Origin of the sequence: Cupriavidus cauae, assembly GCF_008632125.1 — a bacterium.
Taxonomy (GTDB): Bacteria; Pseudomonadota; Gammaproteobacteria; order Burkholderiales; family Burkholderiaceae; genus Cupriavidus; species Cupriavidus cauae.
This window is the reverse complement of the sequence record NZ_VWRN01000053.1, coordinates 132145-152710: the sequence shown is the minus strand read 5'-3', so window position 1 is coordinate 152710 and position 20566 is coordinate 132145. Positions and strand designations below refer to the sequence as shown.

At 68.3% G+C, this 20566-nt stretch carries 17 protein-coding genes and 1 tRNA gene; 10 read left to right on the top strand and 8 right to left on the bottom strand.

The window, feature by feature from the left end; translation table 11 throughout:
* Positions 1–190 precede the first annotated feature (190 nt).
* From F1599_RS19700 to F1599_RS19690, 3 genes are all read left to right on the top strand, one after another.
* A complete protein-coding gene (locus tag F1599_RS19700) occupies positions 191–2542 on the top strand; it encodes a cyanophycin metabolism-associated ABC transporter (RefSeq protein ID WP_149317861.1) in 2352 nt (783 codons plus the stop codon).
* Positions 2543–2554: 12 nt separating this feature from the next.
* On the top strand, positions 2555–3049 hold the full coding sequence (locus F1599_RS19695; RefSeq protein ID WP_150084194.1) for a cyanophycin metabolism-associated DUF1854 family protein: 495 nt from the start codon (positions 2555–2557) through the stop codon (positions 3047–3049).
* Between the two features lie 144 nt (positions 3050–3193).
* Positions 3194–3748 (top strand): RcnB family protein, encoded by a 555-nt coding sequence (locus F1599_RS19690; protein WP_223819772.1) that lies wholly within the window; start codon positions 3194–3196, stop codon positions 3746–3748.
* A 232-nt stretch (positions 3749–3980) separates the two neighbouring features.
* On the opposite strand, the gene F1599_RS19685 is transcribed toward F1599_RS19690, so the two are convergent.
* Positions 3981–5801 (bottom strand): DEAD/DEAH box helicase, encoded by a 1821-nt coding sequence (locus tag F1599_RS19685; protein WP_150084503.1) that lies wholly within the window; start codon positions 5799–5801, stop codon positions 3981–3983.
* A 1056-nt stretch (positions 5802–6857) separates the two neighbouring features.
* On the opposite strand from F1599_RS19685, the gene F1599_RS19680 reads away from it, so the two are divergent.
* A tRNA-Arg gene (locus tag F1599_RS19680) sits at positions 6858–6932 on the top strand.
* A gap of 213 nt (positions 6933–7145) precedes the next feature.
* Here the strand turns inward: F1599_RS19680 and F1599_RS19675 are convergent.
* Positions 7146–7610, bottom strand: coding sequence for a hypothetical protein (locus F1599_RS19675; RefSeq protein WP_150084193.1), 465 nt, complete (start codon positions 7608–7610; stop codon positions 7146–7148).
* A gap of 400 nt (positions 7611–8010) precedes the next feature.
* Between F1599_RS19675 and F1599_RS19670 the strand changes: the two genes are divergently transcribed.
* Positions 8011–9339, top strand: a complete 1329-nt coding sequence (locus F1599_RS19670; protein WP_150084192.1) for a TrkH family potassium uptake protein — start codon at positions 8011–8013, stop codon at positions 9337–9339.
* Positions 9332–10027, top strand: a complete 696-nt coding sequence (locus F1599_RS19665; protein ID WP_149318021.1) for a potassium channel family protein — start codon at positions 9332–9334, stop codon at positions 10025–10027. Before F1599_RS19670 ends, F1599_RS19665 begins: the two co-directional genes overlap by 8 nt.
* Here F1599_RS19665 and F1599_RS19660 read toward each other — a convergent pair.
* From F1599_RS19660 to F1599_RS19645, 4 genes are all read right to left on the bottom strand, one after another.
* Positions 10024–10881: an aminoglycoside 6-adenylyltransferase gene (locus F1599_RS19660; protein WP_150084191.1), complete on the bottom strand. Its 858-nt coding sequence runs from the start codon at positions 10879–10881 to the stop codon at positions 10024–10026. The two genes, F1599_RS19665 and F1599_RS19660, sit on opposite strands and share 4 nt — an antisense overlap.
* A 7-nt stretch (positions 10882–10888) precedes the next feature.
* Complete coding sequence (locus tag F1599_RS19655; protein WP_187829159.1) at positions 10889–11242, bottom strand: BrnA antitoxin family protein; 354 nt, start codon at positions 11240–11242, stop codon at positions 10889–10891.
* Complete coding sequence (locus tag F1599_RS19650; protein WP_150084190.1) at positions 11226–11495, bottom strand: BrnT family toxin; 270 nt, start codon at positions 11493–11495, stop codon at positions 11226–11228. Before F1599_RS19650 ends, F1599_RS19655 begins: the two co-directional genes overlap by 17 nt.
* 180 nt (positions 11496–11675) lie before the next feature.
* Positions 11676–12857, bottom strand: coding sequence for a benzoate/H(+) symporter BenE family transporter (locus F1599_RS19645; protein ID WP_150084189.1), 1182 nt, complete (start codon positions 12855–12857; stop codon positions 11676–11678).
* Positions 12858–13475: 618 nt separating this feature from the next.
* Between F1599_RS19645 and F1599_RS19640 the strand changes: the two genes are divergently transcribed.
* The 4 genes from F1599_RS19640 (at position 13476) to F1599_RS19625 (ending at position 19083) form a co-directional block, all read left to right on the top strand.
* Positions 13476–14591 (top strand): NAD(P)/FAD-dependent oxidoreductase, encoded by a 1116-nt coding sequence (locus F1599_RS19640; protein ID WP_149317867.1) that lies wholly within the window; start codon positions 13476–13478, stop codon positions 14589–14591.
* Between the two features lie 58 nt (positions 14592–14649).
* Positions 14650–15369, top strand: a complete 720-nt coding sequence (gene creB / locus F1599_RS19635) for a two-component system response regulator CreB (protein ID WP_150084188.1) — start codon at positions 14650–14652, stop codon at positions 15367–15369.
* A 15-nt stretch (positions 15370–15384) separates the two neighbouring features.
* Positions 15385–16866 carry a two-component system sensor histidine kinase CreC gene (gene creC, locus F1599_RS19630; protein ID WP_150084187.1) on the top strand — a complete coding sequence of 494 codons (1482 nt, stop codon included), beginning with the start codon at positions 15385–15387 and terminating at the stop codon, positions 16864–16866.
* A gap of 237 nt (positions 16867–17103) precedes the next feature.
* Positions 17104–19083, top strand: a complete 1980-nt coding sequence (locus F1599_RS19625; protein ID WP_150084186.1) for an ATP-binding cassette domain-containing protein — start codon at positions 17104–17106, stop codon at positions 19081–19083.
* 84 nt (positions 19084–19167) lie between these two features.
* On the opposite strand, the gene F1599_RS26480 is transcribed toward F1599_RS19625, so the two are convergent.
* The gene (locus F1599_RS26480; protein WP_255650847.1) at positions 19168–19299 is read right to left on the bottom strand and encodes a hypothetical protein; all 132 of its coding nucleotides are present in this window, start codon (positions 19297–19299) and stop codon (positions 19168–19170) included.
* 2 nt (positions 19300–19301) lie between these two features.
* Positions 19302–20513 carry an MFS transporter gene (locus tag F1599_RS19620; RefSeq protein WP_149317871.1) on the bottom strand — a complete coding sequence of 404 codons (1212 nt, stop codon included), beginning with the start codon at positions 20511–20513 and terminating at the stop codon, positions 19302–19304.
* Positions 20514–20566: the final 53 nt, after the last annotated feature.

Sequence of the window (20566 nt, the reverse complement as noted above, 5' to 3'; positions counted from 1 at the left end):
CCGCGCGGATGTGGCTTATGTATACTTGCGCCGCGCTTGCACCGCACTTGCGCCGAATTGTCTGCGACATATCGGCATTCCGGCAGCGCCCGCCATTTTTATTTGTATCAAGACATGTCGTTTCGACCGTCGGCCGACCGCTTGCGCCATGCTCGCGCAGCCCGACGAAACGACGCCCGCTGTGCCGACCATGACCCTTGCTGCCACCTCCGTATCATCGACCCCCACGCTGCCTGACCCCTGGCGCGTCTCGCTGGAGGCCGAACTCGCCTCCCGCCCAGGCATGCCCGCTGAAACGGTGCTGGCCTGGCTGGAGGTCGATCTCGACCGGCGGCTGCATTTTACAGAAGGCGTGGTGGTTGTCACCGATCGCCGCGTGCTGGCCAGGGACAACGCGCAGGACGCGGGGAACGGGCAGGGCGGCTGGCGGCAATGGCCCATCGGCGCCGAACTGACGCTGCACCATGGCGACCACGCCGGCGTCGGCACGCTGGAGCTGCAGGATCGCAGCGGCCGGCTGGCCGCCTGGCACTACACGCTGGGCAACAATCCCGCCGCGCTGCGCCTGCTCGACACGTTCAATGCCCAGCGCGATCGTCTGGCCGCCGGCGCGGCCGCGCGCGAGGCCATCGAGGTCGAGGGCGTCTGCCCGACCTGCCGCGCGCCGCTGCCGCCGGGCGAGGACGAATGCCCCCAATGCAGCCGCGAACTGGAGACGCCGCCGTCGACCTGGGCGCTGCTGAGGCTGTGGCGCTTCGCGCGGCCGTACCGCATGCAGCTGTTCGCCGGCTTCGTGCTGACGCTGCTGTCGACCGGCGCCACGCTGGTGCCGCCGTACCTGACCATGCCGCTGATGGACAAGGTGCTGATCCCCTACCAGAACGGCGTGCCGATCGACTACGGCCTGGTGCGGCTCTATCTGGGCGGCCTGCTGGGCGCGGCGCTGATCGCCTGGAGCCTGGGCTGGGCGCGCACCTATCTGCTGGCGCGGGTGTCCGAGCGGATCGGCGCGGACCTGCGCACCACCACCTACGAACACCTGCTGAAGCTGTCGCTCGAGTATTTCGGCGGCAAGCGCACCGGCGACCTGATGGCGCGCATCGGCAACGAGAGCGACCGCATCTGCGTCTTCCTGTCGCTGCATCTGCTCGACTTCTTCACCGACGTGCTGATGATCGTGATGACGGCGGTCATCCTGATCTCGATCAACCCCTGGCTCGCGCTGGTCACGCTGGTGCCGCTGCCGTTCATCGCATGGATGATCCACCAGGTCCGCGACCGGCTGCGCCATGGCTTCGAGAAGATCGACCGCAACTGGTCCGAGATCACCAACGTGCTGGCCGACACCATCCCGGGCATCCGCGTGGTCAAGGCCTTCGCGCAGGAGCGCCGCGAGGTCGAGCGCTTCCGCGAGGCGAACCGGCACAACCTGGCGATCAACGACCGCGTCAATGCGGTGTGGTCGCTGTTTACGCCCACCGTGACGCTGCTGACCGAGGTGGGCCTGCTGGTGGTCTGGATCTTCGGCATCTGGCAGGTCTCGCGCGATGCCATCACGGTCGGCGTGCTGGTCGCCTTCCTGACCTATATCAGCCGCTTCTACACGCGGCTGGACTCGATGAGCCGGATTGTCTCGGTCACGCAGAAGGCCGCGGCCGGCGCCAAGCGGATCTTCGACATCCTCGACCACGTATCGAGCGTGCCCGAGCCGGTGCGGCCCACGCAGCTGCCGCAGGTCCGCGGCGCGATCGAGCTGCGCGATATCGGCTTCCGCTACGGCAGCCGCGCGGTGATCCGCGGGCTCGACCTGCAGATTCGTCCGGGCGAGATGATCGGCCTGGTCGGCCACAGCGGCTCGGGCAAGAGCACGCTGGTCAATCTGATCTGCCGCTTCTACGACGTGTCGGAGGGCGCGATCCGCGTCGACGGCGTCGATATCCGTTCGCTCGCGGTGGCCGACTATCGCCGCCATATCGGCCTGGTGCTGCAGGAGCCGTTCCTGTTCTTCGGCACCATCGCCGAGAACATCGCCTACGGGCGGCCCAATGCGACGCGCGCCGAGATCATCGCCGCCGCGCGCGCCGCCCATGCGCACGAGTTCATCCTGCGGCTGCCGCACGGCTACGACTCGCTGGTCGGCGAGCGCGGGCAGGCGCTGTCGGGCGGCGAGCGCCAGCGCATCTCGATCGCGCGCGCGCTGCTGATCGATCCGCGCATCCTGATCCTCGACGAAGCGACCTCGTCGGTCGATACCGCGACCGAGAAGGAAATCCAGAAGGCGCTCGACAACCTGGTGCAGGGCCGCACCACGATCGCCATCGCGCACCGCCTGTCGACGCTGCGAAAGGCCGACCGGCTGGTGGTGATGGACCGCGGCCGCATCGTCGAGGTCGGCCCGCACGACGAGCTGATGGCGCGCGAGGGCGCCTACTACAAGCTGTACCAGGCGCAGGCGCGCAACGTCGATACCGACCCGGACGATCCGGTCGAGGTCAATACCGTCGCGCCCCATGTCACGGCCGGCGCCGTGGTCGTGCAATAAGGAAGTCCGATCATGCAAGCAAGCGAATCGACGACTGCGGTCGCATTCCCGTTCGAACTGTCGCGCAATCCCTTCGGCCGTCTCGTGATGAGGACCGCGGACGGCGGCGTGCATGAAGGCGTGGTGGCCGTGCGCGCGTTCCCGATCACCGCGCCGGACGACGGCATCGCGCTGGTCAGCACCGATGGCCACGAACTGGCCTGGATCGAGCGGCTCGAAGACCTGCCGGCGCCCGTGCGCGCGATCGTCGAGGAGGAGCTGGCCGGACGCGAGTTCATGCCCGAGATCCGCCGCATCGTCAGCGTGTCGACCTTCGCCACGCCGAGCACCTGGCAGGTCGAGACCGATCGGGGCCCGACGCGGCTGGTGCTGCGCGGCGAGGAGGACATCCGCCGGCTGGCGGGCACCACGCTGCTGATCTCGGACAGCCACGGCATCCACTATCTGATCCGCAGCCTGGATTCGCTGGACAAGGCCAGCCGCAAGCTGCTGGACCGCTTCCTGTAGCGGCTGCGGATACGGCCGACGCGGGCTTGTTGCCGCGCGTCTCTTAGGCCGCACAAGCGAAATATCCAGATACAAAGCTGCGTTGCCGCCTCGCGCCCCCGGGTGTAACTTGCCATCGCTGTCCCAACCAACAAGGAGATCTCGATGAAGAGGAACCACATGTTGATGGGTTTGCTGGTGGCCGCGGGCGTGCTCGGTTCATCGGTTGGCCTGGCGCAGTCCAGCTCCGGTGGCGGCTCGGCCGGTGCCGGCGGATACGGCACAGGCGCGGCGGACCAACCCGGGTCCCAGCGGGGTGGCTCGCAGATGGGCGGGCCGCAGACGGGCGGCTCGGAGACGGGCTCGCAGATGGGCGGTTCGCAACGGGGTAGCTCCCAGATGGGCGGTCCGTCGGGACCAGCCGCTCAACCCGGCGAGCGCGGCGGTCCGTCGGCGCGCGACGCGCGCGGCATGCCTCCCGGCATGGCGCCCGGCGGCCCGGGACCTTCGGCTTCGCCGTATGCCTATGCGCCGGGCCAATGGAAGAAGGGCGATCGCCTGCCGACCGCCTATCGGGACCGTCAGTACGTGATCGACGACTGGAAGTCGTTTCAGCTGGAGCGCCCACCGAAGGGGCACCAGTGGGTTGGCATCGGCAACGAGTTCCTGCTGGTCTCGACCCGCAACGGCACCATCGCCCGCGTCGTGACGGGGCAATGAGCGGGCAATAAGCGTGCAATAGCGCGCCACGGCGCCGACGCCAACGAAGCCACCGATCGCGAGCGGTAGCGACTGATTGCAACCAACAGGCGGCCAACATATCGGCCCGCCGCAACACGACCCGCGCAGCGTGAGGACGCGGGCGCGGGTTTTTGTTTGGCGCTTCCGCAAAGAAAAAAGGACGTCCGAAGACGTCCTTTTCTTTCGGCTCGGGGCCGAGCCCCGATCCGGCTTAACGCGAGAAGCGCGAACGGCCCTGGCCTTGGCCCTGACGCTGGCCGCCGTAGCCGCCGCCGTTCCCGCCATGGCGATTGCCGTAGCTGCTGCGGTTGCCATCGCCGAAGCTGCGGGCACCGTCGCGATTGCCGCCACGATTGCCGTCGCGATCGCCGAAGCTGCGCTCGGCCGGCTTGCGGTCGCCAAACGGACGGTCGCCATATTGACGGTCGCCGAAGCTGCGCTCGCCGAACGGGCGATTGCCGTTGCCAGCGGCGCCGGCAGTGTTGCCGCCGTAGCCACGCGATTCGCCGCCGCCGAAGCTGCGGGGCGCCTGCTCGCGGTCGCCGCGATAGCCGCCCCCGTTGCCGCCGCCGTTGCCGTAACCGCGCGACTCGCCGCCGCCGAACTTGCGCTCGCCGCCGCGATAGCCGCCGCCACCGTTACCCGGACGGGCACCGCCCGGCTTGCCGCCGAAGCCGGCGCGCGGCTTGGGCGTACGGCGCGGTTCCAGGCCCTCGATCACCGAAGCGGTGATGCGGTTGTTGGTGAAGCGCTCGATCCGCTTCCACTGGAAGGCGTCGTTGTGGTTGACCAGGTTGATTGCCACGCCCGAGCGGCCCGCGCGGCCGGTACGGCCGATACGGTGCACATAGTCCTCGGCCTGCTTGGGCAGATCGAAGTTCACCACGTGGGTGATGTCGGGCACGTCGATACCACGCGCGGCCACGTCGGTGGCCACCAGCACGCGCAGATTGCCGCGGCGCAGCGCCGTCAGCGTGCGATTGCGCGCGCCCTGGGTCATGTCGCCGTGCAGCGCGCCGGCGGCAAAGCCGGTGTCCGACAGCCGCTCGGCCAGCGAATCGGCGTCGCGCTTGGTGGCGGTGAACACGATCGCCTGCTTCAGCGACGCGTCGCGCAGCAGATGGTCGAGCAGACGCTCCTTGTGCGACATGTCGTCGGTGAAGTGCAGGCGCTGTTCGATGTTGCTCTGGTCGGCACGCGCCGCGGCGATCTCGATGCGCTGCGGGTCACGCAGCTGGCGCGCGGCCAGTTGCGCGATGCGGCCGTCGACCGTCGCCGAGAACATCAGCGTCTGGCGCGTGGCCGGCGTCGCCGCGACGATCGCGTCGATGTCGTCGGAGAAGCCCATGTCCAGCATGCGATCGGCCTCGTCGAACACCAGCATGTCGAGCTGCGACAGGTCGATGCGGCCGGCGTCGATGTGGTCGAGCAGACGGCCCGGCGTTGCCACCAGGATGTCCGGCATCTTCGACAGCATCGCCAGCTGCTTCGGATAGGGCATGCCGCCCAGGATGCTCGCGCAGATGATGCGGCGCAGATGGCGGCCGTACTTGGCGGCGGCTTCGGTGACCTGCAGCGCCAGTTCGCGGGTCGGCGTCAGCACCAGCAGCGACGGCTGGGCCGGGGCCGGGCGGGGACGCTTGCCCTTCATGCGCTTGATGGGCTCGTCGGCGCGCGGGCGGTTCGGTGCCGGACGCTCCGAAATGCGCTGGATCGCCGGCAGCATGAAGGCGGCGGTCTTGCCCGAACCGGTCTGGCTCGACACCAGCAGGTCGCGGCCGGCCAGGAAGGCCGGGATGGCCTGGGCCTGCACCGGGGTCGGCACGGTGTAGTTCAGTTCGGTCAGGGCGCGCAGGATCGCGGCATCGAGGCCGAGCGCGGCGAAACCGTCGGCCGCCGAGGCGGCGGCTTCGGGTGCGTCCTGCGGCTCGAGGATCGCTTGCAGGCGGTCCAGCGGGCTCGGCGCGGTCGTATTGGAAATATCGTTGGCGGAGGCAATAGGCTGCTCCGCACGGAATTCGTGCTGGGTCATGTCGTAAGGGTCTTGATGCATGGCACCCCTGCCATCGGCAAGAGGGTGGGCGCAGTGCAAAGTCTTAAAAAGGCTTCGGCGCCAATCGGAAGGCCGTGACGACAGACTCAGCTGGCAGTACGGCGGCAGGCAGGGGGCGACCGGTGCAAGACCGGAAGCCGGGTCCCTGGCAGGCAAACAGCGACGAGGCTGTTCAACAGGATCGGAGACGAGGCGGCGTCAAGTGAGATGGCGTTCTGGCAAGCGGCGGGTGTGGTCGAAGACTTGAAACAAACGACCGGAGAACCGAGCGACAGAGCTTGAGAGCGGAAGCGGCATCGCCTCTGGCCTTGGGGGCTGGTCGGCGGGTGCACGGCTCGCATTGCGAACTCACGGGGCGCATTCTAGCAGAAGTCGAAAAATATTGCTGCGCTGCGAAAATATTGTCTGCAAGCGCCTTCGGGCGGACATCGGCACGGACGCCGGCAGGTCGCGAGTCACGTCACGAGTCCACGTCTCTTGCATCCCCGAACCCCCGCCCTATACTCGCAGTGTCGACACCAAGTGCCGGCACGGATGCGGACAACCCTCCCACCCGATGGCCGTCTTCAGCGAGTGCCTCGCTGTTCGCCATCGGCATCTCCGCAATGCACGCCAGCGCCTTCTTCCTCCGACTGTCCGGGTGGTCCGGATGGGCGGCCGCGACATCGGCGGAACCATGAGGAAGAGGACCTGCACCGTGGCTTGTGGCGATGCCGCCAGCGTCGACCTAGACTGCCCGGCCCGTCCGCAGCCAGCCCGCCAGGACATTGGCGGGCTTTTCATTTCTGCGAGGGTCGGTTCGACGACGCGGCTCCGCCGCGCGACATCGCCCCCGCGACGCGGTTCCGCGCGTGAAATCGCACCTCCGACGCGGCTCCGGGCGCGAAATCGCACATTTCCGGGTGCCGGCGAGACGCCCCCCGCCAAGTGACTTTGCTATACTCCGCCCCTGCCTCGGCCAATGGCCGCGCGCGCGGTTGCACCGGTTCAGCGGTGGCCGCATCCCAGGGCGTCGCAGCGATGCCCGGCTATCCGCTCGCCGTAGTTCAATGGATAGAACGAGCGCCTCCTAAGCGCTAGATACAGGTTCGATTCCTGTCGGCGGGACCACTCTCCCCATTCGATTTCGCATCAGCCGCGCTTCGCGATTTCCGCGCTTGGCGGTCCCCACGCGTTGCATCTCCGCGCTTGGCGGCCCCCCTACACGTCGCGTCTTCGCGCTTGGCGCTTCGCGCCTGCGCCCGCGACGCCGGAAGCCGGACGCCGCTCGTGCTCCGATGGCCGAGCGGCGGCGTCCGGCACGACTGGAATGGCCTGCGACGATCAGGCGCCGTCGAGGAAGAGACTGCGCTGGCCCAGGCGCGTGCCGAGCGCATCGCGCGGCAGGCTCATGCTGGCCGGATCGATGGCAGGGTCGGTGCTGCGCACCAGGGTGGGATCGGCGGGCGCCATGGCCGGCTGAGCAGCGGGGGCGGCAGCTTGCGCGTACGGGTCGCCGGCAACCGGTGCGGCGGCTTGAGCCGGCGACGTTGCCGCGGGCATCGCCTGCATCGGCTGAGCCGACGGCATCGCCTGCGCGGCGGGCGCGGACTGGATCGATTGGGGGGGTTGCGCGGACGGCGCGGATGGCGCGTATGGCGAGGATTGGGCGGACTGCATCGGCTGCATCGTCTGCGCGGCCGGCATCGGCTGAGTCGACTGCATCGGCTGGGACTGCTGCGCCAGCAGCGGGTACGACGCGATCATCGCGCCAGCCATCAACAGGGATTTCGCCAGATGTTGCTTCATTCGTGTACCTCCATAAAACGCCTACAGGCAAGGGAAGGTTCACTGTAGCGGCGAGGCGTCTGACATTCTGTTCGATTTTGCAACGGTGATTAACGAGCCTTGTCATCCGCGCCAATGCGGCTTACAACCACGCGCGCAACGGTGGCAACGGTGGCAACGGTGGCAACGGTAAAAAGGTCGCAATGGTGAGCGAGGTGCTTGCCTGCATGGCGGGGCAGCATGACCATGGAGGTTCGATGCGAAAGGGCCTGTAGAATCGGCGGCGCTCTTGCCGTAGCGCGGAAACAGGCCCTGGCGCCGTGGTGAAGTGCCCTCACGGAGTCGACAATATGGACGGACAACAACAAGCGATGTCCTGCATGCACGAGACCCGCACCGTCGATTCGCCAATGGCCGACCAATGAAATCCATCGCGCATCCGCCACGCGTCGTCGCGCTGGCCTTCCTGCTGGCGATCGCGGCCGGCACGCTGCTGCTGGTGCTGCCGATTTCCCAGGCGGACGGGCGGCCCGTGCCGTGGCTGACGGCCGTGTTCACCGCGGTCTCTGCCGTCTGTGTGACGGGCCTCGTGGTCGTCGACACCGGTACCTACTGGTCCGGCTTCGGCCAGGCCGTGATTCTGGTGCTGTTCCAGATCGGCGGCTTCGGCATGATGACTGCAGCCACCCTGCTGGGGCTGATGGTCAACCGCTCGCTGCGGCTGCGCACCAGGCTGATCACGCAGGTCGAGACGCGCTCGCTGGGCATGGGGGACGTGACCAGCGTGGCGCGGCTGGTGCTGGCGGTGACGCTGGCGTCCGAGGCCATCGTCGCGACGCTGCTGACGCTGCGGCTTCGCCATGCGCATGACCTGCCATGGGGCGATGCCGTGTGGAGCGGACTGTTCCATGCGGTGTCCGCCTTCAACAATGCCGGCATTTCGATCCATGCGGACAGCCTGACGCGCTATGCCGCCGATGCGCTGATCCTGATTCCGGTGATGCTGGCGACCGTGGTCGGCGGCATCGGTTTCCCGGTGCTGCACGATGTCCGGCGCAAGGCGCGCAGCCCGCATCATTGGTCCCTGCATACCAAGCTGACCCTTGCCGGCACGGCGGTACTGCTGGCGATGGGCTTCGCCGGGGTGCTGCTGTTCGAATGGACCAATCCGAATACGCTGGGCCCGATGTCCGCCGCCGACAAGCTGCTGTCCGCGGCCTTCGCCTCGGTCGCGGCACGGACAGCGGGCTTCAATACCCTGGACATCAGCCTGCTGACGCCCGAAACGTGGGCGCTGCACTACTTCCTGATGTTCGTCGGCGGCGGCAGCGCGAGCACCGCCGGCGGTGTCAAGGTGGGCACGATCGCCATCCTGGTCCTGCTGGTGATCGCAGAGATTCGCGGGCAAAGCGACTGCGAGGCATACGGCCGCAGACTCGGCGCCTCGGCCCAGCGCCAGGCCATCACGGTGCTGGTGCTCGGCAGCGCGCTGGTCACCCTCGGTACACTGGTGTTGCTGCGCACGACCGACGTGCCGACTGATCAGATCATCTTCGAGGTCATCGCCGCCTTCGGAACGACCGGCCTGTCCACGGGGATCACCGGCGATCTGCCGGTGCCGGCCCAACTGACGCTGATCCTGCTGATGTATGCCGGCCGGGTGGGCACCATCACGCTGGCGGCATCGCTGGTATTGGGCGAGCGCCGCATGCCGTTCCGCTATCCAGAGGAGCACCCAATTGTTGGCTAGATTGTTTACCGAGCAGTTCTCCTTCTCGAAGGGCGACAGCGTGGTCGTGATCGGCCTGGGCCGCTTCGGCAGCTCGGTCGCGCAGTCGCTGATGCGTCTGGGCCACGACGTGATGGGCCTCGACAAGGATGCGGAGCCCGTGCAGCTCTGGGGCAACTACCTGACGCATGCGGTGCAGGCCGATTCGACCAACGTCAACGTGATGCGCCAGCTCGGCGTGGCCGACTTCGCCCATGCCATCGTCGGCATCGGCTCGGACCTTGCGGCCAGCCTGATGACGATCATGGCGCTCACCGAACTGGACATCAAGGACATCTGGGTCAAGGCGATGTCGGCCGAGCACGGGCAGATCGCGCAGCGCATCGGCGCGCATCACGTCGTCTATCCGGAAGCCGATATGGGCGAGCGCGTCGCGCACTTGATCACCGGGCGCATGATGGATTTCATCGAGTTCGACGACGGCTTCGCCATCGCCAAGGTCCATGCGCCGGCGTCGACCCACAACCAGACGCTGGCGGAATCCGGCGTGCGCGAGAAGTCGGGCGTCACCGTGGTGGGCGTCAAGCGCGCCAACGAGGACTTCCAGCACGCCACGCCGAGCACGCGCGTGTTGCCCGGCGATCTGCTGATCGTGTCGGGCCCGACACGGAAGATCCAGTCGTTCGCGGGCGACGTGACGAAGCGCTAGTTCGCGGCCTCAAGCACCGCCCGATTCAGCGCCTGGATCTGATCTTCGCAGGCTTCTGGATATTCCAGGCCCGCGCGCTCCGCCACTTCTCGTCCCAGGCGCCCGTACAGCCGGACCGTCGCTTCAAAGGCGCGTCGTGCGTCCGCGGCGTCGAAACGTCCGAATATCTGCTGTATGGCATGCCACGTATCGCGATGGGCCCACTGGTCCATGCGCAGGCCGTTGTGCCAGACATCGACCTGGCCCGGATGCAGCGCCTGCGCGTGCCATTGCGCCATGCGCAGCAGCAGCGTCTTCATCGTCCAGTCGCGCTGCTTGACCAGCCATGGTTCTCCACGCGCCAGATAGCGCGGGACATGAAATGCCTCGAACCAGAACTCTTCGACACTCGTCTGGAATTCCCGCTGTGAAGGCAGAGGTTCAACAGGGAAGCGGTATGGCGGAGGCGGCAGCGATGCGGCCACCCCCGCCTTGTCGAGGAGGACGTGATAGCCGCGCGCATAGAGGTCGTCCAGACCGTCTGGAGCGGTCATTCGACGCAGGCGTTCGATGCCGGCGACGGTGAAGTCGATCTTGACGCCGCCCTGGTATATCGCCAGCCGCGTCGGCCACGGTTGATCGCTGCCGGCTTCGAGACGCAACACCGTGATCAGCGGACCAATCCGGTGTAGCCAATCGTCGTCCCTGGCCAAGGTATCCGAGTCAGGCGAAATGATCTCGATATCGAGGTCCGAATACTCGTCCGCGGAATCATCCTGGCGTGCCAGCGAACCGGTCTGGATCAACGCCAGCACCGCGTCCGTGGCGCCTGCCCAAGCCAGGACCGATTGCAGATATTGGTCTCGTAATGTCATGCGGGGATCAGCATCCTCGCGGCAGCATTCGATGAGACTTGGCATAGGCGCGCAGCGCATCGTTGATACGGGTTTGCCAGCCTTCGCCGGTGGCCTTGAACGCCTGCAGAACGTCGGGGTCGAGCCGCAGTGTTTGACTGACCTTGCGTTCGGCAGCCGGCAGCGCAGGGCGTCCGCGCCGCTTGGTCAGTGACTCGGCCTTTTCTTCGCCAAGCACTTCGGCCAACACTTCACGAGCGGGCCGCATGCGTTTGATTCGCTCGGTAGGCAGTTCGACCGCATCTGGGTCGCCCGCGATGCCACGCGCGATCGCCGCGTCCTCGTCGGCGCTCGGCAGGGTCAGCTTAGATTTCCTGTTCATAGTCTCGCACCTCTCGGAAATTGGCCTTGCGTAGACTGATGGCCCGCAGCGTGTCGCCTCGTATGGTGAAGACCAGGCAGTGCAGGCGGGCCCCGATGGGGCCGTAAGCGATGTAGCGCGTTTCGCCGTATTGCCTCCGGTCGTCTATTGCAATCAACGCCTTGTCGAAATCCATCAGCCCCGCGTCGGCCAACGATATGCCGTGCTGGCACACGTTCCTGCTGTCCTTCGCGCAGTCGAACTCGATTTCCATGGATTATTGTAGTAGCAAAAAATACGTTGAACAAGATTTTTGCTACTACGCTAAATCGCCAAGGGATCGTGCGCTTGTGCTGAGTCGACGAAAGCTATCAAGAAGAGGGCGTGGTGGGATCGGATGCGCCGTTGTCTTACGCGTCCGGCCAGCCGTGACGTGCCACGATGGGCTTGACGTTCAACGGCCTTGCCGCGGCCGCAGCACCCACAGCGCCACGATCCCGCCCACCACGCCCCAGAACGCCGAGCCGATGCCGGCCAGCGTCATGCCCGACGCCGTGATCATGAAGGTCAGCAGCGCGGCCTCGCGCTCGCCGGGGTTCTGCATCGCCGTGGTCAGGCCGCTGGCGATCGAGCCGAGCAGCGCGAACGCGGCGACGGCGATCACCAGCGCCTGCGGGAAGGCGGCGAACAGCGCCGCGATGCTGGCGGCCAGCGTGCCGGCGACCAGGTAGCCGATGCCGCAGACCACCGCCGCGGTGTAGCGCCGCGCCGGGTCCGGGTGCGCCTCGCTGCCGGTGCAGATGGCCGCCGTGATCGCGGCGAGGTTGATGCCGTGCGAGCCGAACGGTGCCAGCACCGCGGAGGCCAGGCCCGTCACGGTGATCAGCGGCGACGCCTTGACGTGATAGCCGTCGGCTCGCAGCACGGCAAGGCCGGGAATGTTCTGCGATGCCAGCGCGACGATGAACAGCGGAATCGCGATGCTGACGAAGGCCTGCAGCGAAAACGCCGGGGTGGTCCACACCGGCGCAGCCACCGCGAAGTGGAACTGCTCGAAATGCAGTTGGCCCAGCACGCCGGCCAGCGCTACGCCGATCACCAGCACACCGGGCACCGCATAGCGGGGCCACCAGCGCTTGCCCAGCAGATAGGCCGCGAACATCGGCAACAGCAGCAGCGTCTGGTGCTGTGCCTGCACGAAGACGTCGATGCTGATGCGGAACAGGATGCCGGCGAGCAGCGCCGCCGCGATGCTGGCCGGCAGCGCGCGCATCAGCCGGTCGAACCAGCCGGTCAGGCCGGCGGCCGTCATCAGCAGCGCGGCCAGCAGGAAGGCGCCGATCGCCTCGGCGTACGGCACGCCCGGCAGGCTGGCGATCAGCAGCGCCGCGCCCGGCGTGGACCATGCGATCACGATCGGCACGCGCGTGAGCAGCGACAGCCCGATGGTGGTCACGCCCATGCCGATCGACAGCGCCCAGATCCACGAGGCAATTTGCGCGTCGCTCAGATGCGCGGCCTGTCCGGCCTGGATCATCAGCACCAGCGAGCTGGTGTAGCCGGTCAGCATGGCGACCAGTCCGGCGACGAAAGCCGAAACGGAAAGATCGGTGAGTTTGAGCGTGGCGGAGGGCATGGCGATTCGGTTCGGTCGGTGCGGCCGGTCGCATATCGGGGTGGACAACCGGCGTCGCGGAGATCGGCAACCAGCGGCGTTGGTCACGGCAACCGGAATGCAAGGATGCGCTGGCGACCGGGCCTGCAGTGCGTTGAGGGCGACATCTTCGCACGAGCGCGGGGCATCGTCGACGCGGCGCTGCGGGCCGCCGTCGACGTGGGAAGGGGACCGCCGCCGGCCTACAGGCGTTTTCCCTTACGGATTTGTCCGACTGGAGCGAGCGCCGCCGTCCCGATACAGTGAGGCCGTGCCTTGGGAGCAGGGCACCGAGGAGAGACTCTTCAGCCCGCCTATGTCGCGGGCTGTTCTTTTTTATGGGCCGGCGATCGGCACCGGCGGAACCTCGGTGGCTTCCCGCCACACATAAACCCCACGCCGCCTTCACATTCGCCCGCGACACTGCGCTGCCTGTCACCGACGCAACAGGAGCCCGGCATGATGCCATCCCGTCCCGCAGTGTCCGTCCCGAATTCCGCTTCCGACCCCGCTGTTGGTTCCGACCCTGCTTCCGCTCGCGGCCCGGCTTCCGCCTCCGCTTCGGACTCCGCACGCACCGTCTTTCCGCTCGCATCGAGCATGACCGACTACGACGTGATCGTCGTCGGCGCCAGCTTTGCCGGCGCCGCCTGCGCGCTGGCGGCCGCGCGCGCCGGCCTGCGCGTGGCGGTGCTCGAGCGCAAGCGCGATCCGGGCGCGAAGCTCCATACCACCGGCATCGTCGTCAAGGAGGCGGCCGAGCGCACCTGGCTGGGCCGCGCGCCGGCGCACTGCTTCCGCCGCGTCGAGCAGGTCCGGCTCTATTCGCCGGCGCTGCGCAGCCTGCGGCTGGACGCGCCCGGCTACTACTTCCTGACCACCGATACCCCGGCACTGATGCGCTGGCTGGTCGACGAACTGGTGCGGCATGGCGTGACGGTGCACCTCGGCACGCCGTTCGTGCAGGCGATGCGCGACGGCGATCGCTGGCGCATTCCTGGCATCGGCCGCACTCGCTACCTGGTCGGCGCGGACGGCGCGAAGTCGCGCGTGGCGGCCTGGCTTGGCCTGCCGGGCCCGCGCGACTTCCTGTACGGCATCGAGTACGAATTCGACGGCCTGACCCTGCCCGAGCCGGGGGCCTTGCACTGCTTCGTCGGCAAGCGCTTTGCGCCCGGCTATCTCGGCTGGGCTGCGCAGACGCCCACCGGCGTGCAGATGGGCCTGGCGCTGCGGCGCCGTCGACGCGGTCCGCGTACGCCCGATATCGAAGGCTTTCTCGCCCGCGTGCGGCATCTGCTCGACGTGCCCGACGACGCGGTGCCGGCCTCGACGCGCGCCGGCCTGATTCCCTGCGGCGGACCGGTGCTGCCGCTGGGCCGCGACGGCGTGCTGCTGGCCGGCGATGCGGCCGGCGTGGTGTCGCCGGTCACCGCGGGTGGCATCCATTCGGCGTGGGAGCACGGCGAGACGATCGGCACGGCCATCGCCGCGCATCTGCGCGAGGGCGGGCCGGCGCCCGAGCGGTCCGTGCCGCGCGCAACCCCGCGCTTTCGCGCCAAGCGCGCGCTGCGCTGGCTGTTCGACCGCTGCCAGTCCGACCGCCTGTTCGAGTGGATGCTGTATTCCCGGCCGCTGCGCTGGGCCGCGCAGCGGCTCTACTTCCATCGCCGGCGCCAGCGGCAGGGCGGGGCCCCCGTCGGCGCGCTCGACTAGAATGACGGACCCGCTTCCCGCCTCCCATTTTCCGCCGCAGCCGCCTGCAAGCCCTTCCATGCAAGCCAACGCCACGCATGTCCCCTCGATCCTGGTAGTCGACGACGAGTCCGCCATTGCCGATACGATCCTCTATGCGCTGCGCACGGAAGGCATGCAGGTCGAGCATTGCGCCCTGGGCAGCGAGGCGATCGCCCGCTTGCGCGCGCAGCCGGTCGACCTGGTGATCCTCGACGTGGGCCTGCCGGACCTGAACGGCTTCGAGGTCTGCCGTACGCTGCGGACCTTTTCCGATGTGCCGGTGATTTTCCTGACGGCGCGCCACGAGGAGATCGACCGTGTCGTCGGGCTGGAGATCGGCGCCGATGACTATGTGGTCAAGCCGTTCTCGCCGCGCGAACTGGCGGCGCGCGTCCGCGTGATCCTGCGTCGCATGCGCGGACGGAGCGAGGGCGCGGCGCCAGTCCCCGCGCAGAAGGCCGCGCAGGACACCGCGCCGCCGTTCGTGCACGATCGCGACGGCGCCCGGCTGGCCTACCGCGGCCAGTGGCTCGACCTGACCCGCTACGAATACCGGCTGCTCGCGCTGCTGGCCGACCATCCGGGCCGCATCTACTCGCGCGCGCAGCTGATGGACCTGGTCTGGGACGATGCGCTCGACACCAGCGACCGCACCGTGGACACCCACATCAAGACGCTGCGCGCCAAGCTGCGCGCGGCCGGCGACGACGACCCGATCCGCACCCATCGCGGCATGGGTTATTCGCTGGCGATCTGAGCGGGACCGGCACGCGTGCGGATTGGCCTGCGCATCTTCCTGGGTTTCTTCCTGATCGTCGGACTGGCGGCCTGGCTGACGCTGCGCGTGTTCGTGCAGGAGGTCAAGCCGGGCGTGCGCCAGGCGATGGAGGACACGCTGATCGATACCGCGCACGCGCTTGCCGCGCTGGCGGTCGACGACATGCGCGAGGGCCGCATCGCCGACGGCGCGTTTGCGCGCCAGCTGACCGGCCTGCGCGACGCGCCGCTGGATGCCGAACTGTGGGGCCTGCGCAAGCGCGAAATCGGCTATCGCGTCTATGTCACCGACACCGACGGCATCGTGCGCTTCGATTCGGCCGGCACCGCGGTCGGCCAGGACTATTCGCGCTGGAACGACGTCTACCTGACGCTGCGCGGCAAGTACGGCGCGCGCAGCACGCGCAGCGATCCCGACGACGACGGCAGCACGGTGATGTACGTCGCGGCGCCGATCCGCGATGGCGAGCGCCTGCTGGGCGTGCTGACGGTGGCCAAGCCCAACGCGGTGATGGCGCCGGTCATCGCGCGCAGCCAGCACCGGATCCTGCTGCACGGGCTGCTGCTGATGGGCGTGGCGGCGGCGATCGGCCTGGCCTGCACGCTGTGGCTGGCGAACGGCCTGCGCCGGCTGCGGCGCTATGCGCGCGCGGTGGCGGCCGGCGAGCGCGCCGCGATGCCGCTGTCCGGGGCCGGCGAGCTGGCCGAGCTGGGCCGGGCGATGGAAACCATGCGGCTGCGGCTCGAGGACAAGCAGTACGTCGAGCACTACATCCACACGCTGACGCACGAAATGAAGAGCCCGCTGGCGGCGATCCGCGGCGCGGCGGAACTGCTGCGCGAGGACATGCCGGCTGCCGACCGCGCCCGCTTCGTCGGCAATATCGACAACCAGGCGCGGCGCCTGGCCGAGATGGTCGCCAAGCTGCTGGCGCTGGCCGAGGTCGAGCAGCGCCAGCAGCTGGAGGCGCCGCGGCCGGTCGCGCTGGCGCCGCTGCTGGCGGAACTGGCGGCCGAGCTGGAGCCGCGCGCGCGGCAGCGCGGCGTCGTGCTGTCGCCGCATGTGGAGGCCGATGCCGGGTCCGCCGAAGTCCTCGGCGATCCGTTCCTGCTGCGGCAGGCGCTCGCCAATCTGGTCGAGAACGCGGTCGACTTCGCGCCGGCAGGCAGTACCGTCGCGCTGGGTTTGCGCCGCGAGCGCGGCGGCCACGGCGACCATGGCGGCCACGGCCAACACGGCGATGTGCTCGCCGTGACGGTGGCGGACAACGGTCCCGGCATCCCGGACTACGCGCTGCCGCGGGTGTTCGAGCGCTTCTACTCGCTGCCGCGGCCGGGCGGTCGCGACAAGGGCACCGGGCTGGGCCTGTGCTTCGCCCGCGAGGTGGCGCTGCTCCACCGTGGCGAGCTGACGCTGGGCAACCGGCCGGAGGGCGGCGCCCAGGCCCGCTTGCGGCTGCCGGCGATGCCGCGCTAGCCGTCCGCGCTAGCCTTCCGCGCTGGCCGTCCGCGTTGGACGTCCGCGTTGGACGTCCGCACTGGCCGTCCGTCGGCGAGGGACCGCGCCGTCGCGGCGCCATGCTCTACAATGCCGGCTCGCCGCCGATCCGGCCGTATGCGGGCCGTGCCACGCTGACGCCGCGTCCTTCGTGCCCGCCTCGGCGCTCGCGACCCTTCATCCCGCGCCTCCTTCCTTCGCTCTTCCTTCGCAGTCATGGCCCTGTTCTCCATTTCCGATGCCCAGCTTGCCTTTGGCCACGTGGCGCTGCTCGACCACGCCGACTTTTCGCTGGAGGCCGGCGAACGTGTCGGCCTGATCGGCCGCAACGGCTCGGGCAAGTCCTCGCTGCTGAAGATCGTGGCCGGCCTGGCCGCGCCCGACGACGGGCTGATCGCGCGCCAGCAGGGCATCACCACCGCCTACGTGCCGCAGGAACCGGAGTTCGCGGCCGACATCACGGTGTTCGATGCGGTCGCGCAGGGCATGGGCGCCGCGCACGATCTGCTGGTCGCCTATGAACATGCCGCCAACCGGCTGGCCGAGCATCACGACGAGGCGACGCTGGCCGAACTGCATCGGCTGCAGTCGGAGCTCGACGCGGCCGATGCCTGGCAACTGCGCACGCGCGTCGAGACGACGCTCGCGCGTCTCGGGCTCGATCCGGTGGCGCGCGTCGACGCGCTGTCCGGCGGCACGCGCAAGCGCGTGGCGCTGGCGCAGGCGCTGGTGGCCGAGCCCGACATCCTGCTGCTCGATGAGCCGACCAACCACCTGGACGTCGAAGCGATCCGCTGGCTCGAGGATCTGCTGCTGGGCTTTCGCGGCAGCGTGCTGCTGATCACCCACGATCGTGCCTTCCTCGATCGCGTCGCCACGCGCATCGTCGAGCTCGATCGCGGCAAGCTGGTGTCCTTCCCTGGCAATTTCGCCGCCTACCAGACGCGCAAGGCCGAGATGCTGGCCGCCGAGCAGGTCGAGCAGGCCAAGTTCGACAAGCTGCTGGCGCAGGAAGAGGTCTGGATCCGCAAGGGCGTCGAGGCGCGCCGCACGCGCAGCGTTGCGCGCATCCAGCGGCTGGTGACGATGCGCGCGGAACGCGCGGCGCGGCGCGAGGTGCAGGGCAATGTGAAGCTCGAGGTCTCGCAGGCGGAGCGCTCGGGCAAGATCGTCGCCGAACTGATCGACGTGACCAAGTCCTTCGGCGACCGCACCGTGGTGCGCGACTTCACCGGCACCATCATGCGCGGCGACAAGGTCGGCCTGATCGGCCCCAACGGTGCGGGCAAGACCACGCTGCTGCGGCTGATCCTGGGCGAACTGGCGCCCGACGCCGGCGTGGTCAGGAACGGCAGCAACCTGCAGGTCGCCTACTTCGACCAGATGCGCACGCAGCTGGATCTGGAGACGTCGCTGGCCGACACCATCAGCCCCGGCAGCGACTGGGTCGAGGTCAACGGCCAGCGCAAGCACGTGATGAGCTATCTGGGCGATTTCCTGTTCGCGCCGGAGCGTGCTCGTTCGCCGGTCAAGTCGCTGTCCGGCGGCGAGCGCAACCGCCTGCTGCTGGCACGGCTGTTCGCGCGGCCGGCCAATGTGCTGGTGCTCGACGAGCCGACCAACGACCTCGATATCGAGACGCTTGAGCTGCTGGAGGAACTGCTGCAGGACTACGGCGGCACCGTGTTCCTGGTGTCGCACGACCGCGCCTTCCTCGACAACGTGGTGACCTCGACGATCGCATGGGAGGGCGAGGGCCGCTGGCGCGAATATGTCGGGGGCTATTCGGACTGGGTCCGGCAGTCGGAGCGCGGCGCGGCCGCGCAGGCGCCTGCACCGACCCAAAAGGGCGCCGAACGCAAGGGCGCTGACACCGGCAAGGGCAACGATACCGGCAAGGCCGCCGGCGGCGACGAAGCCGTCAAGACCGCGGGCCGCGACGCGCGCGGCGCCAATCGGACCGTCAAGCTGTCGTACAAGGAGCAGCGCGAACTGGACGCGCTGCCGGAGCGCATCGCCGCGCTGGAGGCCGAGCAGAAGACCATCGGCGGACAGCTCGAGGACGGATCGCTGTACGCCAGCGATCCGCCGCGCGCCGCGCAACTGGCGGCGCGCTTCGACGAGATCGAGATGGAGCTGCTGGAAGCGCTGGAACGCTGGGAAGTGCTGGAGGCGAAGAGCCGCGGAGAAGGCTAGGGCAGGACCCAAGGGAACGCCGTCTCCGCTGACTCTCTCACGCTTGCGGAAGAGTGGCGAGACGGTAATCGGCGCCTCGATTGCCTACCCGCACCACGCCAGCACCATATTGGTCAGGTCGACCATGAACCCCGGCTGCAGATAGCCGACAAAGCCGAGCACCAGCGCCGCCGCCAGCGTGGCGGCGCCCATGATCCGCAGCGCGCGGGTCGTCATGATCAGGCGGCCGCCGCCCGCGGGCGCACCAGCGCCTGCTCGCGGATCGGCAGATTGACCAGGGCCGCCACCACGCCGAGCGCAATCGCGATGCCCCAGACGATGTCGTAGGCGCCGGTGCGGTCGTACAGATAGCCGCCCAGCCACGCCCCCAGGAAGCTGCCGATCTGGTGCGAGAAGAACACCACGCCCGACAGCATCGACAGATACTGCACGCCGAACACCTGCGCGATGATGCCGTTGGTCAGCGGCACGGTCGACAGCCACAGCGCGCCCATGATCGCGGCGAATACCCAGGTGCTGAACGCCGACAGGGGCAGCAGCAGATAGGCGGCGATCACGATCGAGCGGCTCAGATAAATGAACGACAGCAGATAGCGCTTGGGCATGCGCTGGCCCAGCGCGCCGGCGGTATAGGTGCCGAACACATTGAACAGGCCGATCAGTGCCAGCGCCACCGTGGCGACCTTGGGATCGGTGAAGCCGCGGTCCTTCAGGTACGGCGCCAGGTGCACGCCGATGAAGACCACCTGGAAGCCGCAGACGAAGTAGCCCAGCGTCAGCAGCTGGAAATTGCGGTTGCCGAACGCTTCCTTCACCGCCTGGCCGATGGTCTGCTGGAAGCCCGAGGTGCCGCCACCCTGCTGCGGTTCGCGCAGCGCGACGACCAGCGGCAGCATCATGCAGGCCATCACCGCCAGCACGAACAGCGCGTTCTGCCAGCCGATGGCCGAGATCAGACCCTGCTCGACGGGGATCATCAGGAACTGGCCGAACGAGCCGGCCGCGGCGGCGATGCCCATCGCCCAGACCCGCTTCTCGGGGCTGGCGACGCGACCGATCACGCCGTAGACCACGCTGTAGGTGGTGCCCGCCTGCGCGATGCCGATCATGATGCCGGCGCCCGAGGCGAAGGCCGTGCCGCTCGAGGCGAGCGCCATCACCACCAGCCCGGCGACATAGAGCGCCACGCCGACCAGCATCACCCTGACCGAGCCGAACTTGTCGGCCAGCGCGCCGGCGAAGGGCTGCGCCACGCCCCACATCAGGTTCTGCAGCGCCAGCGCGAAGGCGAAGGTTTCGCGGCTCCAGCCGTGCGCCTGCGTGATCGGCAGGTTGAACAGGCCGAAGCCGTGGCGGATGCCCATCGACAGCGTGACGAGCAGGCCGCCGCAGATCAGCACGGTGGTCAGGGAGAGTTCTTTTCTTGGCATTGTCGGGCTCGGTTCGGAGGGTATTGCTGTTGTCGTTGTTGTGCTTGTTGTCT